Origin of the sequence: Streptomyces sp. NPDC098781 (genome assembly GCF_044759995.1) — a bacterium.
Classification (GTDB): Bacteria; Actinomycetota; Actinomycetes; order Streptomycetales; family Streptomycetaceae; genus Streptomyces.
In genome coordinates, this window is record NZ_JBIWAK010000017.1 from 1 (window position 1) to 16,836 (window position 16,836).

A 16,836-nucleotide genomic window follows, 5' to 3' on the forward strand; every position below is an offset into this window, starting at 1 on the left:
TTGTACTCACCCTCTCGGGCTTTCCTCCGGGCTTTTCCCTTCGGTCTTGCGTTTCCGACTCTATCAGACCGTTTTCCGATCCGATTTCCTCGGTGTTTTCCAGGTTCCCGCTCTCGCGTTTCCCTTTCCGGCGATCCCGACTTTATCAGAGATTCTGAGTCGGAATTCCCGCCCCCTCCGGGGACTGGTTCCGACACACGAGGTGGTCGGGTTCCCGGTCGGGCGGAGCCGTAAACGTACTGGAGCGGGGGGGGGGGGGGGGGCCCCCCCGGGCCCCCCCCCCGGGGGGGGGGGGCCCCCCGGGGGCCCCCCGGGGGGGGCCCCCCCCCCACCCCCCCCCCAGAGCGCGGGGGGTGTGGGGGGGGGGTTTTTTTGTGGTTTTGGGTTCCCTCGGGGGGGGGGGGGGGGGGGGGGGGGGGGGGGGGGGGGGGGGGGGGGGGGGTGCGGGGGGGGGGGGGGGGGGGGCCGGCCCCCCCCCCCCCCCCCCCCCCCCCCCGCTCCTGGTTCGCTCAGTCGAACGTCCGACAGGCCGTCAGACCTCCACCACCACAGGCAGGATCATCGGCCTGCGGCGATAGGTGTCGGAGACCCACTTGCCGAGCGTCCGGCGCACCAGCTGCTGGAGCTGGTGCGGTTCGACCACACCGTCCTGGGCCGAGCGCTCGAGCACCTCCGTGATCTTCGGGATGACATCCGTGAAGGCGGAGTCCTCGATGCCGGAGCCGCGGGCCTGGACGTGCGGGCCTCCCGTGATCTTGCCGGTGGAGGAGTCCACCACCACGAAGACCGAGATGATGCCCTCGTCGCCGAGGATCTTGCGGTCCTTGAGGGCCGGCTCGCCCACGTCGCCGACCGAGAGGCCGTCGACATAGACGTAGCCCGCCTGGACCTTGCCCGAGATCTTGGCCTTGCCTTCGATGAGGTCGACGGCGACGCCGTCCTCGGCGATGACGATGCGGTCGTGCGGGACGCCGGTCAGGGCGCCCAGTTCGGCGTTGGCGCGCAGGTGGCGCCATTCGCCGTGCACCGGCATCAGGTTCTTCGGACGGCAGATGTTGTAGAAGTACAGCAGCTCGCCGGCCGAGGCGTGGCCCGAGACGTGGACCTTGGCGTTGCCCTTGTGGACGACGTTCGCGCCCCACCGGGTCAGGCCGTTGATGACGCGGTACACCGCGTTCTCGTTGCCGGGGATCAACGACGACGCCAGGATCACCGTGTCGCCCTCGACGATGCGGATCTGGTGGTCGCGGTTGGCCATACGGGACAGGGCCGCCATCGGTTCGCCCTGGGAGCCCGTGCAGACCAGCACGACCTCGTGGTCCGGGAGGTCGTCCAGCGTCTTGATGTCCACGACCAGACCCGGGGGGACCTTCAGGTAGCCCAGGTCCCTGGCGATGCCCATGTTGCGGACCATCGAGCGGCCGACGAAGGCGACCCGGCGGCCGTACTCGTGGGCCGCGTCCAGGATCTGCTGGATGCGGTGGATGTGGCTGGCGAAGCTCGCCACGATGATCCGCTTGCGGGCGTTCGCGAAGACCTGGCGCAGGACGTTGGAGATGTCCCGCTCGGGCGGGACGAAGCCCGGGACCTCCGCGTTCGTGGAGTCGGAGAGGAGGAGGTCGATGCCTTCCTCGCTCAGCCGCGCGAAAGCGTGCAGGTCGGTCAGACGGTTGTCCAGCGGAAGCTGGTCCATCTTGAAGTCGCCGGTGTGGACGACCATGCCGGCCGGGGTGCGGATGGCGACCGCCAGGGCGTCCGGGATGGAGTGGTTGACGGCGACGAACTCGCAGTCGAAGGGGCCGATGCGCTCGCGGTGCCCCTCGGCCACCTCAAGGGTGTAGGGGCGGATGCGGTGCTCCTGGAGCTTGGCCTCGATGAGGGCGAGGGTCAGCTTGGAGCCGATCAGCGGGATGTCCGGCTTCTCCCGGAGAAGGAACGGGACGCCTCCGATGTGGTCCTCGTGACCGTGCGTGAGGACGATGCCCTCGATGTCGTCGAGGCGGTCCCGGATGGACGAGAAGTCCGGCAGGATCAGGTCGATTCCGGGCTGCTCCTCCTCAGGGAAGAGCACTCCGCAGTCGACGATCAGCAGACGGCCGCCGTACTCGAAGACCGTCATGTTTCGGCCGATTTCGCCGAGGCCGCCGAGCGGGGTGACCCGCAGGCCGCCTTCGGGGAGCGGCGGCGGCGAGCCGAGTTCAGGATGCGGATGACTCAAAAGACTCTCCTCACCACGCGCGCCACGTACCGGCCGGGCACGTGGCGCGCGTGACGTTCGTGCAGAAGCAGTTGTCGTTGTGTGTAGTGCGCAGGCACCGGTGGCCCGCTTATTCAGTTGTGAAGTCCGTCTGCGCGCCGTGCGCGCGAAGTCTGGTGTTAGAGCTGTACCCCGCCGGCGGCAAGATCGATCTTGAGCTGCTCGATCTCCTCGGGTGAGCATTCCGCCATCGGTGCGCGCAGCGGTCCGGCGGGCAGGCCCTGGAGCGTGAGCGCCGCCTTGGTGGTCATGACGCCCTGGGTGCGGAACATGCCGGTGTAGACCGGCAGCAGCTTCTGATGGATCTCCGTGGCCTTCTGGACGTCACCGGAGACGTACGCGTCGACGAGCGCGCGCAGGTCGGGGGTGACGACGTGGCCCACGACCGAGACGAAGCCGACCGCGCCCACGGAGAGCAGCGGCAGGTTCAGCATGTCGTCGCCGGAGTACCAGGCGAGGCCGGTGCGCGCGATGGCCCAGCTCGCGCGGCCCAGGTCTCCCTTGGCGTCCTTGTTGGCGACGATCCTCGGATGCTCGGCGAGCCGGACGATCGTCTCGGTGTTGATCGGGACGCCGCTGCGGCCGGGGATGTCGTAGAGCATCACCGGCAGCTCGGTGGCGTCGGCGATGGCGCTGAAGTGGCGGTACAGGCCCTCCTGCGGGGGCTTGTTGTAGTAGGGCGTGACGACCAGCAGGCCGTGTGCGCCCACCCGCTGTGCCGCGCGCGCCAGCTCGAGGCTGTGGTGGGTGTCGTTGGTGCCGACTCCGGCCACGACATGGGCGCGGTCGCCGACGGCCTCCAGTACCGCCCGCACCAGCTCCGATTTCTCCGCATCGCTGGTGGTGGGGGACTCGCCGGTGGTGCCGTTGATGATCAGGCCGTCGTTGCCTGCGTCCACCAGGTGCGTGGCGAGCCGCTGTGCACCGTCGAGGTCGAGTGCGCCGTCCGCCGTGAAGGGCGTGATCATGGCGGTGAGGACCCGCCCGAAGGGGGTCTGCGGAGTGGAGGTCGGAGCCATGGGTTACACGCTACTCGTTGCGCACGGCCGGGTCTGCCCTCGGGGGGTGCGGGAAAGTCAGGACAAATAAGGAGCCCGGCACTGCCTGCTCGGGGGTTCAAGCAGTGCCGGGTCCGTTTGATCAGGCTAGATGAACTTCTCTAAATGCCGCAATACGGACACTTCATGAGGCTGACCCATGGCTCCGTGCCTGGGGTCGCGCTACGGCGCCACCCGGCCGTTCGCATTGAAGGCGGCGTACGTCAGCGGCATGAGCTTGGCCCACTCCGCCTCCATCTTCTCGCCGACCATCTCGATCTCCCGCTGCGGGAAGGACGGCACCTTCGCCAGTTCGTGCTGGGTGCGCAGGCCGAGGAAGTGCATCAGCGAGCGTGCGTTGCAGGTGGCGTACATCGACGAGAACAGGCCGACCGGGAGGACCGCGCGGGCGACCTCGCGGGCGACGCCGGCGGCGAGCATCTCCTGGTAGGAGTCGTACGCCTGCCGGTACGAGTCCTCCATGACGCGGCCGACCAGTTCCTGCTGGGCCTGGGTGCCCTCGACGAAGACGTACTTGCCCGGGCGGCCCTCCTGGACCAGCTTGCGGGACTCGCCGGGGACGTAGAAGACGGGCTGGAGCTCCCTGTACCGCCCGGACTCCTCGTTGTACGACCAGCCCACGCGGTGCCGCATGAACTCGCGGAAGACGAAGATCGGGGCGCTGATGAAGAAGGTCATCGAGTTGTGCTCGAAGGGGCTGCCGTGCCGGTCCCGCATCAGGTAGTTGATCAGGCCCTTGGAGCGCTCCGGGTCCTTCTTCAGCTCGTCCAGGGACTGCTCGCCGGCGGTGGAGACGCGGGCGGCCCACAGCACGTCGGAGTCGGCCGCGCTGTGCTTGACCAGCTCGACGCTGACGTCACTGCGGAAGCTGGGCTTGAGGTCGTCGGCGGGGGTGTCGGTCACGGCTCGGAGGGTCCTTCCATCACTTCGCTGGGCGGCGCCCACTCTACGGGTCGGCACTGACAACGGGGCGTTCGGTGCCGGGTCGCGACATACGACGGCGAATTTCTGTGAATTCGGTGAAACCGGGCACCTTTTGGGGCACTCGCTCGTCTGTGTTGATGACGGTCACTCACACGATCCCGAGAGGAGAAGACCCCCCGATGTTCCGTCGGCGCGAGTCCGTACCCTTCGCCTTCCTCGCCGAAGCCGACCGATTCCGCAGTAATGTCAGTCCCCCGCCCCGCGAGCGGGCCTCCGTCGGCCAGATGGCCGGGCGGTGGCTGCTGGGGCTCACCATCGTCGCCGGGCTGGTCGGGTCGCTGGTCGTCGGCATGCCGGCGCTGTCCACCGACACGTCCACACCGGTTCAGGAGTCACAGGCCTCCCAGGGGCACTGACTCCATCGGACCCCCACAGGTGGTGAGCGGGGACACGGGTCGATAACCTCACCGGGCACCGCCCAAGCATGGATTGAGTGAGGACCAGCCGTGCCCCTGCCCTTCCTGACGGCCGACCGCGCATTCGAGGCAGCCGACGATGTCGCGCTGCCCTTCGACGACCACGACCGCTGGCGGCGTCCCTACCGTCCCGGGCCGTGGCGGGTGGGCTTGGCGGCGTTGGGGCTGCTGCTCGCCTCGTTCGTGCTGTTCGCGGCGGTCATCATCGCCCTGACCGGCACGGTGAACGAGGCCGCGGTGGTCTTCGCCCTCGCGCTGGCCGCCATCGTCGTCGCCCTGCGCCTGCTGCGCGTGGGCGTGTGGGTGAGCGCGCGCGGGCTGCGGCGGGTGGGCTTCCTCCTCACGCGCACGGTGCCCTGGGACCAGGTCGTCGCCGTACGGACGGTGCAGCAGCCGGTCCGCTGGCTGGGGCTGCCGCGCACCGTGCAGGGGCAGGCGCTGATTCTCGTACGGCGTGGTCGGGCGGCGGATGACACGCCGACGCTGATGACCACGCACAACGCGGACTTCCTGGCGCGGGTCGCGGCGTTCGACCGGGCCGCCGACGCGGTCGAGGCCTGGGCGGCTGAGAACACGCGGAGCTGAGCCGAGGACGGCATGGGTGGGCCCGGACCGCACACGCGGTCCGGGCCCACCCTCGTCGAGGGACCGCCTCAGTGAGCGGTGTCGTGCAGCGCGATGGCCTGCTGCATCGCCTTGCGCGCCCGTGGGGTGTCCCGGGCGTCGTGGTAGGCGACCGCGAGGCGGAACCAGCTGCGCCAGTCCTCCGGAGCCGCCTCCGTCTCGGCCCTGCGCTTGGCGAAGACCTCGTCGGCCGAGTCACGGTCGATGCGACCGCCCGGCGTCCGCTTCAGCTCGTCGACGGGCAGTCCGCCCTCGGCGTCGAGTTCGGCGGCGAGGGCGTTGGCCCTGCGGACGAACTGGGTGTTCTTCCACAGGAACCACAGCCCGATCACCGGCAGGATCAGCACCGCCACGCCGAAGGTGACGGTGATGACGGTGCCGGACTGGATGAGCATCACGCCACGGCTGCCGACCAGGACGAAGTAGACGACCAGGACGGCGGCCGTTATGGCGTAGGACAGCTTGGCGCGCATCAGCCGAGGTCCAGGAAGTGTTCCAGGCCGAACGTGAGGCCCGGAGTGGTCACCACGCGGCGCGCGCCGAGCAGGATGCCCGGCATGAAGCTGCTGTGGTGCAGGGAGTCGTGCCGCACGGTGAGCGTCTCGCCCTCGCCGCCGAGCAGGACCTCCTGGTGGGCCAGCAGGCCGCGCAGCCGGACCGCGTGCACCGGCACCCCGTCGACGTCGGCTCCACGGGCGCCGTCCAGGCCGGTCTCCGTGGCGTCCGGCGCGGGGGCCGTACCGGCGGCGCGGCGGGCCTCGGCGATGAGCTGGGCGGTGCGGGTGGCGGTGCCGGACGGGGCGTCGACCTTCTTCGGGTGGTGCAGCTCGACGACTTCGACGGACTCGAAGTAGGGCGCGGCGATCTGCGCGAACTTCATCGTCAGTACGGCCCCGATGGAGAAGTTCGGCGCGATGAGCACACCGGTCTCCGGGGAGGCGGCCAGCCAGCCGTTCAGCTGCGCGAGGCGTTCGTCGGTCCAGCCCGTGGTGCCGACGACCGCGTGGATGCCGTGGTTCACGCAGTAGTCGAGGTTGGCCATGACCGAGTCGGGCGTGGTCAGTTCGACGGCCACCTGGGCGCCCGTCTCCGCGAGCGTCTCCAGCTGGTCGCCCCGGCCGAGGGCGGCGACCAGCTCCATGTCCTCGGCGGCCTCGACCGCCCGTACCGCCTCGGAGCCGATCCGGCCCTTGGCGCCGAGGACCGCCACGCGCAGCTTGCTCATCTCTGTTGCTTCCTTACGTCGGATGTTCCGAGGGCGGACAGGTCAGGCCACGGCGTCGTTCAGCCGGGACGCCTGCTTGTCCTTCAGCGGGCCGATGACCGACAGCGAGGGCCGCCGGCCCAGGATGTCGCGGGCGACCGAGCGGACGTCGTCCGGGGTCACCGCCGCGATCCGGGCCAGCATGTCGTCGACGGACATCTGCTCGCCCCAGCACAGCTCGCTCTTGCCGATGCGGTTCATCAGCGCGCCGGTGTCCTCCAGGCCGAGGACGGTGGAGCCGCGGAGCTGGCCGATGGCGCGGGCGATCTCGTCGTCGGACAGGCCGTGTTCGGCGACCTGGTCGAGCTCGTCACGGCAGATCTTCAGCACGTCGTGGACCTGCGACGGCCGGCAGCCCGCGTACACGCCGAAGAGACCGCAGTCGGCGAAGCCCGAGGTGTACGAGTACACGCTGTAGGCGAGGCCGCGCTTCTCGCGGACCTCCTGGAACAGCCGGGACGACATGCCGCCGCCGAGGGCGGTGTTGAGCACACCCAGGGCCCAGCGGCGCTCGTCCGTGCGGGCCAGGCCGGGCATGCCGAGGACGACATGGGCCTGCTCGGTCTTGCGGCCGAGGAGTTCGACACGGCCGGCGGTGCGCAAGGCGCGGCGCCCGTCGCGCGGGGCGATGGGCGCGGCGTCACCGTTCTTGAAGGCGCCCGCCTTCTCGAAGGCGGCACGAACCTGTCGTACGACCTTGTTGTGGTCGATGTTGCCGGCGGCCGCCACGACCAGGTGGGTCGGGTCGTAGTGCTTCTTGTAGAAGCGGCGGATGCGGTCGGCGGTGAGGGCGTTGACCGTGTCGACCGTGCCGAGGACCGGGCGGCCGAGGGGGTTGTCGCCGAACATCGTGTGCGCGAACAGGTCGTGCACACAGTCGCCCGGGTCGTCCTCGGTCATGGCGATCTCTTCGAGGATGGCGCCCCGCTCGACGTCGACGTCCTCTTCGAGGATGAGCGAGCCGGTCAGCATGTCGCAGACGACGTCTATGGCGAGCGGCAGGTCGGCGTCGAGCACGCGCGCGTAGTAGCACGTGTACTCCTTCGCCGTGAAGGCGTTCATCTCGCCGCCGACGGCGTCCAGCGCGGAGGAGATGTCCAGCGCCGACCTGCGCGTCGTGCCCTTGAAGAGCAGGTGCTCCAGGTAGTGCGTGGCGCCGTTCAGGGCCGGTGTCTCGTCGCGGGAGCCGACGTGTGCCCAGATGCCGAAGGTCGCCGAGCGGACCGAGGGCAGGGTCTCGGTGACGATGCGCAGGCCGCCCGGGAGGGTGGTCTTGCGGACCGTGCCGATGCCGTTCTCGCCCTTGATGAGGGTTTGGGTACGGGCGACGGCCCGCGCCTCCGAGGAGGTGCGGGCCGTCGTCGTGGAGCTACTCGACGTCACTGGTCGGTGTCGTCCTTCTTGTCCTCGTCGGAGCCTTCTTCGCCCTCGATGACCGGGATGAGCGAGAGCTTGCCGCGGGAGTCGATCTCGGCGATCTCGACCTGGACCTTCTGGCCCACACCGAGCACGTCCTCGACGTTCTCCACACGCTTGCCGCCGGCCAGCTTGCGGATCTGCGAGATGTGCAGCAGACCGTCCTTGCCGGGGAGCAGGGAGACGAAGGCGCCGAAGGTGGTCGTCTTCACGACCGTGCCCAAGTAGCGCTCGCCGACCTCGGGCATCGTCGGGTTGGCGATGCCGTTGATCGTGGTGCGGGCGGCCTCGGCGGCGGGGCCGTCGGCGGCACCGATGTAGATGGTGCCGTCGTCCTCGATCGTGATCTCGGCGCCGGTGTCCTCCTGGATCTGGTTGATCATCTTGCCCTTGGGGCCGATGACCTCACCGATCTTGTCGACCGGGATCTTCACGGTGATGATCCGCGGCGCGTTCGGGGACATCTCGTCCGGCGTGTCGATCGCTTCCATCATCACGTCGAGGATGTGGAGGCGGGCGTCACGGGCCTGCTTCAGAGCGGCGGCCAGGACGGAGGCCGGGATGCCGTCCAGCTTGGTGTCGAGCTGGAGGGCGGTCACGAACTCCTTGGTGCCGGCGACCTTGAAGTCCATGTCGCCGAAGGCGTCCTCCGCACCGAGGATGTCGGTGAGGGTGACGTAGTGCGTCTCGCCCTCGATCTCCTGGGAGATCAGGCCCATGGCGATACCGGCGACGGGGGCCTTCAGCGGCACACCGGCGTTCAGCAGCGACATGGTGGAGGCGCAGACCGAGCCCATGGACGTCGAGCCGTTGGAGCTCAGCGCCTCGGAGACCTGGCGGATCGCGTAGGGGAACTCCTCGCGCGTCGGCAGGACCGGCACCAGGGCGCGCTCGGCGAGAGCGCCGTGGCCGATCTCGCGGCGCTTCGGGGAGCCGACGCGGCCGGTCTCACCGGTGGAGTACGGCGGGAAGTTGTAGTTGTGCATGTAGCGCTTGCGCGTCACCGGCGACAGCGTGTCGAGCTGCTGCTCCATGCGGAGCATGTTCAGCGTGGTGACGCCCAGGATCTGGGTCTCGCCACGCTCGAACACGGCGGAGCCGTGCACGCGCGGGATGGCCTCGACCTCGGCGGCGAGCGTACGGATGTCCGTGACGCCACGGCCGTCGATGCGCTTCTTCTCCTTGATGACGCGCTCACGGACCAGGGACTTGGTCAGCGAGCGGTACGCGGCGGAGATCTCCTTCTCGCGGCCCTCGAACTCCGGCAGGAGCTTCTCGGCGGCGAGCGCCTTGACGCGGTCCAGCTCGGACTCGCGCTCCTGCTTGCCGGCGATGGTCAGCGCGGAGGCGAGCTCCGGCTTGACGGCGGCGGTCAGGGCCTCGAGGACGTCGTCCTGGTAGTCCAGGAAGATCGGGAACTCACCGGTCGGCTTGGCGGCCTTCGCGGCGAGGTCGGCCTGGGCCTTGCAGAGCACCTTGATGAAGGGCTTCGCGGCTTCCAGACCGGCGGCGACGACCTCCTCGGTCGGGGCATCGGCGCCACCCTGGACCAGCTTGATGGTGCCCTCGGTGGCCTCGGCCTCGACCATCATGATCGCGACGTCGCCGTCCTCCAGGGTGCGGCCCGCGACGACCATGTCGAAGACGGCGTCCTCGAGCTCGGTGTGCGTCGGGAAGGCCACCCACTGGCCGCGGATCAGCGCGACGCGGACGCCGCCGATCGGGCCGGAGAAGGGCAGACCGGCCAGCTGCGTGGACGCGGACGCGGCGTTGATCGCCACGACGTCGTACAGGTGGTCGGGGTTGAGCGCCATGATCGTGGCGACGACCTGGATCTCGTTGCGCAGGCCCTTCTTGAAGGACGGGCGCAGCGGGCGGTCGATCAGGCGGCAGGTGAGGATGGCGTCCTCGGAGGGACGGCCCTCACGGCGGAAGAAGCTGCCGGGGATCTTGCCGGCGGCGTACATCCGCTCCTCGACGTCCACCGTGAGCGGGAAGAAGTCGAGCTGGTCCTTGGGGTTCTTGGAGGCGGTGGTGGCCGACAGCACCATGGTGTCGTCGTCCAGGTACGCCACGGCGGAACCGGCGGCCTGCTTGGCCAGGCGGCCCGTCTCGAAGCGGATGGTGCGGGTGCCGAAGGAGCCGTTGTCAATGACGGCCTCGGCGTAGTGGGTCTCGTTCTCCACTAGCGTTTTCTCCGTTACTTTCGTCTTTTCGTCTTTGTCCCGATCCGCCCGTGTGGCGGAGGGACGTACGCGGAGAAGCGCTCCATCTGGTGCGGGCCGGTCTTCGATCGAAGCACCCGGGTTCGCAACGCCCGGGGGCCACTACCGAGGACCGGCGGCGGCGAGGTGCACTTCTCCTCGTGGTACTGCGTTGTGCTACCACACTACAAAGTAGGTGTGACACTCCGCACGTTTCCGCACGTACGGCGGGCACGTACGGCAAAGGGAGCGGCTCCCGATCCTCCGGGAACCGCTCCCCTCATGGCGTCCTACTTGGCGCCCGCCGCACCGCGGCGGATGCCGAGGCGGTCGACCAGCGTACGGAAACGCTGGATGTCCTTCTTCGCCAGGTACTGGAGAAGGCGGCGACGCTGACCGACCAGGATCAGCAGACCACGACGGGAGTGGTGGTCGTGCTTGTGGGTCTTGAGGTGCTCGGTGAGGTCCGAGATGCGACGCGAGAGCATGGCGACCTGGACCTCGGGGGAGCCGGTGTCGCCCTCCTTGGTACCGAACTCGGCGATGATCTGCTTCTTCGTGGCGGTGTCGAGCGACACGTGTACTCCTCGTAGTCTCTGCTTGCCACCGAGTGCCCCTGGTCCACTTCTCAGGGGAGCTTCCATGACTCGGGAGGCGGGGATCCGCTGGGCGCAGCCCCCAGATGGTCCGGGGGCGCGTACACAAACGGCCGTCACACAGCGTACCAGCCCGCGGACCCGCCCCCGACCGGCGGGAGGCGCTGGTCAGATGCCGCCGCGCATCTTGGCGTAGACGTCGAGGACGGCCAGGCAGATCGGCACCAGGGAGAGCAGCACCAGCGAGTCCGCGAGGTCCAGCATGCGGCCCCAGAAGGGGGAGAGCCCCTTCTGCGGCACGATCAGGGCGATCGCGATCAGCAGCAGCACACCGGCACCGACCGAGGCGCCGAGCCACAGGGTCCGTACGTCGACCGGGCCAGAGTTGCCCTGGAGCAGGTCGACGATGACGTCGGCCGGCGGCGAGATCGCGAGACCGAGGACGAGCAGGGCGAGCGTGATGACACCGGCCACGAAGAGGCAGGTGACCTGGGCGGTGTAGCGGAACAGCCGGGCCCGCAGCATCGCCGCGAGGCCGGTGCACAGGGCCAGCAGCTGGGCCCAGCCGCTGTCGCTGAAGCCGAGGACCGCGCCGCCCGCGCCGATGATCACCGCGGCGCAGCCGCCGACCAGGCCGAGCAGCAGTTCGTGGCCGCGGCTGGTCTGGGCGACGATGCGCTGGACGTCGACGGCCTCCATGTCGCCCTCGCGGCCCTCGCGGCGGGCGCGGGCCAGGTCCTCGGGGTTGCGGAAGCCGATCGGCAGCTTGGCGAAGCGGGACGACCAGCCGGGCAGGAAGCCGACCACCGCGAGGGCGACGACGGAGGTGCCGGCGGCGATCTCACGGGGCTCCGCCTCGGTGAGCACTCCGCAGAACACGGCGAGCGTGCCGATCGCGGAGGCCAGCGCGGCGGCCACGAACGGCGCGTCGCCCTGGGGCAGCAGCATGATCAGTACGACGGAGAAGAGCAGGACGGCCACACAGCCGACCAGGAACTGGATCCGGCCGGGGCCCTCGCCCGCGTCCTGGGGGATCACGCCGGAGCCGGCGATGAGCGCGTGCGGCAGCGCCGAGATGCCGAGTGCGACGGCGGAGCCGCGGTCGTCGTACACCCGGGCCCGCACACCGGCCAGCGCCGTCAGGGCGAGCGCGGTCACGCCGGCCAGGATGCCCTGGAGGCCGTTCATGTCGTGCCGTACCGGATCCGCGAACCAGAAGACGAAGCCGAGCATGACCAGCAGCAACGAACCGGCGACGAGACCGGCGACCCGCATCAGGTTGTCGTTCCAGCTGCGGGTGTCCTGCTTGACCGCGGCGGCGATGGCGTCGACGACGTCATCGTGCACGGCCGGCGGCAGTGAGTCGGCGAACGTGCGCAGCAGCAGCACGTCACCGTCCCTGACCCGGTGCTCCAGCAACGAGCGGCTGGCGTCGAGCACCTGGCCCTCGCGCGTCACGAGGTGGTAGCCCGAGGGGCTGGTGTCCGACTGGACCATGCCCGAGAGCCTCACGATCTCGGGAAAGAGATCCTGGATCGGCAAGTCCTCGGGCAGCGCGACATCCACACGACTGTCCGGTGCTGCGATGGTGATTCGGCAGAAACCTGTCGAAGTCCCCGTGCTCACCTGGTGTTCCCCCTGCTAGACAAGGCTTCCTCACGCCGCTCGTACGACGCGGAGCGCCACCATATCCGTTGCCGTACCCGGCTCAGGGGCTACCTCCCCCATTCCTCCCAGGACCTGCGCCGCATCTCCATCCGCCACCCTCCCTCGGGCCTCGCGCGCATCAGTAGGATCGTCCTCTACGCGAACGACGCCTACGCGAACGAGAATCACGTCGCGGTACACGGGGGCGTCGGTGCCAGGACGTATCAATCGCGAAGGATGAGTGCATCGGTGAGCGTCGTCATCATCAAACGACCACCGCGGATAGTGCCGCCGGCCGTCCCGGACGGCGAGGTCAAACTGGAGACGCCCCCCGAGATCCCTCGCGAGGGCGACGAAAGCATGCTGATGAACCTGCTGCCCATGATGGGCATGCTGGGTTCCGTCGGCTTCTTCTTCATGCCCAACCTGCCCTCGTACATGCGGGTGGTCGGCGGGCTGATGCTGGCCTCGACACTGGCCATGGCCATCGCCCAGTTCGCCAAGTCCCGTCAGGGCGGCGGCGCGGGGATGGCCCAGGACCGGCGTGACTACTTCCGCTATCTGGAGCAGGTCCGCAAGGACGTGCACAAGACCGCTGAACTCCAGCGGCAGAGCCAGCTCTTCCAGCATCCCGACCCGGAGCAGCTGTGGGCGGTGGCGGCCGACGGCAAGCGGCTGTGGGAGCGGCGTCCGATGGACGCGGACTTCGCCTCCGTACGGATCGGCCGTGGGGTGCAGCAGTTGAACACTCCGCTCGTCGCGCCGGAGACGGCGCCGAAGGAGGAGCTGGAGCCGCTGACCGCGGCGGCCATGAAGGCGTTCCTCGACGCGCACGGCAGTCTGTCCGATCTGCCCGTGTCCATCTCGCTGCGCGCCTTTTACCACGTGACGATCTGCGGCGAGAGCGACACGGTCTACGGCAATGCCCGCGCGTCCCTGTCCCAGTTGGCGACGCTGCACTCGCCCGAGGACCTGATGATCGCCGTGGTGGCCCACCCCTCCGCGGCGGCGGACTGGGACTGGATCAAGTGGCTGCCGCACAGCCAGCACCCGAAGCAGAAGGACGGGGCGGGCTCGGCCCGGCTCCTCTTCGACGACCTCGGGGAGCTGGAGGAGGCGCTGGCCGACCAGTTGGGCGACCGGCCCCGCTGGAACCGTGAGGCGACGCCCGTCTACGACCAGCCGCACCTGATCGTGGTGCTCGACGGCGGCACCGTGCCGCCGGACTCCGAGCTCGCCAGCGCCGAGGGCCTCCAGGGCGTCACCTTCCTGGAGATCTCCCCCGGCCCGCTGGAGGAGGAGCTGCGCGCCGGTCTGACGATCTACGCGAAGCCGGAGCGGATGCGGCTGTTCGTCGGCCACGAGTCGGCGTACAACGGCAGGCCGGACGTCCTGAACACGGCGCAGGCCGAGTCCCTGGCCCGGCAGCTGGCCCCGTTCCGGGTCGGCTCCGCGGAGGAGGGCGAACCCCTTCTGTCCAACCTGGACTTCACCGACCTCATGGGCATCGGCGACGCCGGCACGGTCGACGTCTCCCGCACCTGGCGTCCGCGCACGCTGCACGAGCGGCTGCGGGTGCCGATCGGTGTCGGCGAGAACGGCGAGCCGGTCATGCTGGACCTCAAGGAGGCCTCGCAGGAGGGCATGGGCCCGCACGGTCTGTGCGTCGGCGCCACCGGTTCCGGCAAGTCCGAGGTGCTGCGTACGCTGGTGCTCGGTCTCGCGGTGACGCACTCCTCGGAGACGCTGAACTTCATCCTCGCGGACTTCAAGGGTGGCGCCACCTTCGCCGGCATGGCGGACATGCCGCACACCGCGGCCGTCATCACCAACCTCGCGGACGACCTCACGCTCGTCGACCGTATGCGTGACTCGATCATGGGTGAGACGCAGCGCCGTCAGGAGCTGCTGCGGTCGGCCGGCAACTACGCCAACCTGCACGACTACGAGAAGGCACGTGCCGCCGGCGCCGCGCTGGAGCCGATGGCCTCGCTGGTGATCGTGCTCGACGAGTTCTCCGAACTCCTCACGGCCAAGCCGGACTTCATCGACATGTTCATCCAGATCGGTCGTATCGGCCGATCGCTGGGTGTGCACCTGCTGCTGGCCTCGCAGCGCCTGGAAGAGGGCAAGCTGCGCGGTCTGGACACCTACCTCTCGTACCGGATCGGTCTGCGGACCTTCTCCGCCGCCGAGTCCCGTACGGCGATCGGTGTCCCGGACGCCTACCACCTGCCGTCGATCCCCGGTTCCGGTTATCTGCGGTACGACACCGACACCATGGTCCGCTTCAAGGCGGCGTACGTGTCGGGGCCGTACCACGGCGAGGGCCCCTCCCGGGTGCACCGCTCGACCCAGCTGCGCCCGGCCCTGTTCTCGGCGGAGCACGTGGCGCTGCCCCCGCAGCCGGTCGTCGAGGAGCCGGAGCCCGACAACCGGGTGGACGACGCGCTCGCCGACACCGTCCTGGACGTCCTGGTCAGCCGGATGATCAACCAGGGACCGCCCGCCCACCAGGTGTGGCTGCCCCCGCTGGAGGAGGCGCCCTCGCTGGAGCAGTTGCTCCCGCAGCTCGCCGTCACCCCGGAACGCGGTCTGACCGCGCCCGACTACACCGCTCTCGGCCGGCTCAACGTGCCGGTCGGCCTGGTGGACAAGCCGTTCGAGCAGCGGCGTGACGTGCTGTACCGGGACTTCGCGGGCGGCGCCGGCCACGGTCTGTTCGTCGGTGGTCCGCAGTCCGGCAAGTCGACGCTGCTGCGCACGCTCATCTCGTCCTTCGCGCTCACGCACACGCCGTCCGAAGTGCAGTTCTACTGCCTGGACTTCGGTGGCGGCTCGCTGATCTCGATGGAGGAGCTGGCGCACGTCGGCGGCGTCGCCAACCGTCTCGACGCCGAGAAGGTGCGCCGTACCGTCAGCGAGGTCGAGGGCATCCTCAACGCGCGTGAGGAGTACTTCCGCACGAAAAACGTCGACTCGGTCACGACCTACCGGCAGCGCCGGGCCGCCGGCCAGCTGCCGGACCAGGTCTGGGGTGACGTCTTCCTCGTCATCGACGGCTGGGCCACGTTCAAGACCGACTACGAGATGCTGGAGGCGACCGTCACGGAGATCGCCACCCGGGGCCTCGGGTTCGGTGTGCACGTGATCCTGACGGCGAGCCGTTACACCGAGGTGCGTCCGGCGCTCAAGGACATGCTCCAGAACCGCATCGAGCTGAGGCTCGGTGACCCGACGGAGTCGGAGATCGACCGCAAGGTCGCGCAGAACGTCCCCGCCACCGTGCCGGGCCGTGGTCTGACGCCGGACAAGCTGCACTTCATGACGGCGCTGCCGCGCGTCGACGGCTCGTCGGCGACGGAGGACCTGTCCGAGGCGACGTCGATCCTCATCGGTGGGATCAACGAGAACTGGCAGGGCAGTCACGCGCCGGCCGTGCGGCTGCTGCCCACGATGTTCCCGGTGGACCGGCTGCCCAAGGGCTTCGAGCACCCGGACCGCGGTGTCGCCGTCGGTATCGACGAGTCGTCGCTCTCGCCGGTGTTCGTGGACTTCGAGACCGACCCGCTGTTCATCGTGTTCGGTGAGAGCGAGTCCGGTAAGTCCGCGCTGCTCAGGCTGCTGGTCAAGCAGATCACCGAGCGCTACACGCCTGACCAGGCGAAGATCGTCATGGGTGACTACCGACGCGCCCACCTGGAGGGTGTGCCCGACTCGCACCTGTCCCGGTACTGCGCCTCGGCGCCCGCTCTGACGGAGACGCTGGAGGGTCTGGCCGGCTCGATGCACCGCCGGATGCCCGGCCCGGACGTCACGCCCGAGCAGCTGCGCAACCGCAGTTGGTACAGCAGCCCGGACGCGTTCGTCATCGTCGACGACTACGACCTGGTGGCGACCGGCGTGAACCCGCTGGCGCCGCTCCTGGAGTACCTGCCGTTCGCCCGTGACATCGGTCTGCGCGTCATCATCTCCCGTGCCTCGGGTGGCGCCAGCCGCTCGCTGTACGAGCCGGTGATGCAGCGGATGCGCGAGCTCGGCGCACAGGGTGTCGTCCTCTCCGGCGAGCGGTCCGAGGGCCAGCTGCTCGGCAACATCACGGCGTCGCAACTGCCGCCGGGGCGTGGGTACTTCCATACGCGTCGGCGTGGTGGGCAGCTGATCCAGACGGGGTGGCTGCCGAACCGGTTCTGATCGTCGGAGGGCGTGGCTTGGGTGGCGGGCCGGGCGTCCGCCGGTCTCGGCCGGCCCGGCTTGGCTGGTCTGCCCAGCTTCGAGGGGCGGTACCCGATGGGGTGCCGCCCCTTCCTGTTGCCCGGCGGGGCTGGGGTCGCTCCGGGCCCGGCGTTAAGGTGGCGGTGCGACAGAAA

Annotated in this window: 12 protein-coding genes; 3 read left to right on the plus strand and 9 right to left on the minus strand. The window is 69.4% G+C overall.

From position 1 onward, the window contains the following. Nucleotides 1–532: 532 nt before the first annotated feature. From ACIQWG_RS39825 to thyX, 3 genes are all read right to left on the minus strand, one after another. Nucleotides 533–2,218: a ribonuclease J gene (locus ACIQWG_RS39825; protein WP_404105744.1), complete on the minus strand. Its 1,686-nt coding sequence runs from the start codon at nt 2,216–2,218 to the stop codon at nt 533–535. A gap of 158 nt (nt 2,219–2,376) precedes the next feature. After that, nucleotides 2,377–3,276 carry a 4-hydroxy-tetrahydrodipicolinate synthase gene (gene dapA / locus ACIQWG_RS39830; protein WP_404105746.1) on the minus strand — a complete coding sequence of 300 codons (900 nt, stop codon included), beginning with the start codon at nt 3,274–3,276 and terminating at the stop codon, nt 2,377–2,379. 201 nt (nt 3,277–3,477) lie between these two features. Further along, nucleotides 3,478–4,218 carry an FAD-dependent thymidylate synthase gene (thyX, locus tag ACIQWG_RS39835; RefSeq protein ID WP_404105749.1) on the minus strand — a complete coding sequence of 247 codons (741 nt, stop codon included), beginning with the start codon at nt 4,216–4,218 and terminating at the stop codon, nt 3,478–3,480. A 200-nt stretch (nt 4,219–4,418) separates the two neighbouring features. On the opposite strand from thyX, the gene ACIQWG_RS39840 reads away from it, so the two are divergent. Continuing rightward, entirely contained in the window at nt 4,419–4,655 is a 237-nt protein-coding gene (locus ACIQWG_RS39840) for a hypothetical protein (RefSeq protein ID WP_404105751.1), read from the plus strand. A 90-nt stretch (nt 4,656–4,745) separates the two neighbouring features. Further along, nucleotides 4,746–5,300 carry a hypothetical protein gene (locus tag ACIQWG_RS39845; protein ID WP_404105753.1) on the plus strand — a complete coding sequence of 185 codons (555 nt, stop codon included), beginning with the start codon at nt 4,746–4,748 and terminating at the stop codon, nt 5,298–5,300. 68 nt (nt 5,301–5,368) lie between these two features. Here ACIQWG_RS39845 and ACIQWG_RS39850 read toward each other — a convergent pair whose 3' ends face one another. The 6 genes from ACIQWG_RS39850 to eccD form a co-directional block, all read right to left on the minus strand. Beyond that, nucleotides 5,369–5,812, minus strand: coding sequence for a hypothetical protein (locus ACIQWG_RS39850; RefSeq protein WP_404105756.1), 444 nt, complete (start codon nt 5,810–5,812; stop codon nt 5,369–5,371). Continuing rightward, nucleotides 5,812–6,564, minus strand: coding sequence for a 4-hydroxy-tetrahydrodipicolinate reductase (gene dapB, locus ACIQWG_RS39855; protein ID WP_404105759.1), 753 nt, complete (start codon nt 6,562–6,564; stop codon nt 5,812–5,814). The genes ACIQWG_RS39850 and dapB overlap by 1 nt, the downstream gene beginning before the upstream one ends. A gap of 42 nt (nt 6,565–6,606) precedes the next feature. Next, nucleotides 6,607–7,986 (minus strand): M16 family metallopeptidase, encoded by a 1,380-nt coding sequence (locus ACIQWG_RS39860; RefSeq protein WP_404105762.1) that lies wholly within the window; start codon nt 7,984–7,986, stop codon nt 6,607–6,609. Next, nucleotides 7,983–10,205: a polyribonucleotide nucleotidyltransferase gene (locus ACIQWG_RS39865; protein ID WP_404105764.1), complete on the minus strand. Its 2,223-nt coding sequence runs from the start codon at nt 10,203–10,205 to the stop codon at nt 7,983–7,985. Before ACIQWG_RS39865 ends, ACIQWG_RS39860 begins: the two co-directional genes overlap by 4 nt. A 308-nt stretch (nt 10,206–10,513) precedes the next feature. Then, nucleotides 10,514–10,801 carry a 30S ribosomal protein S15 gene (gene rpsO, locus ACIQWG_RS39870; RefSeq protein ID WP_190076129.1) on the minus strand — a complete coding sequence of 96 codons (288 nt, stop codon included), beginning with the start codon at nt 10,799–10,801 and terminating at the stop codon, nt 10,514–10,516. 186 nt (nt 10,802–10,987) lie between these two features. Further along, nucleotides 10,988–12,445 (minus strand): type VII secretion integral membrane protein EccD, encoded by a 1,458-nt coding sequence (gene eccD / locus ACIQWG_RS39875; protein ID WP_404105768.1) that lies wholly within the window; start codon nt 12,443–12,445, stop codon nt 10,988–10,990. Between the two features lie 270 nt (nt 12,446–12,715). Between eccD and eccCa the strand changes: the two genes are divergently transcribed. Continuing rightward, nucleotides 12,716–16,660 (plus strand): type VII secretion protein EccCa, encoded by a 3,945-nt coding sequence (gene eccCa / locus ACIQWG_RS39880; RefSeq protein WP_404105771.1) that lies wholly within the window; start codon nt 12,716–12,718, stop codon nt 16,658–16,660. The last annotated feature ends 176 nt before the right edge of the window (nt 16,661–16,836 follow it).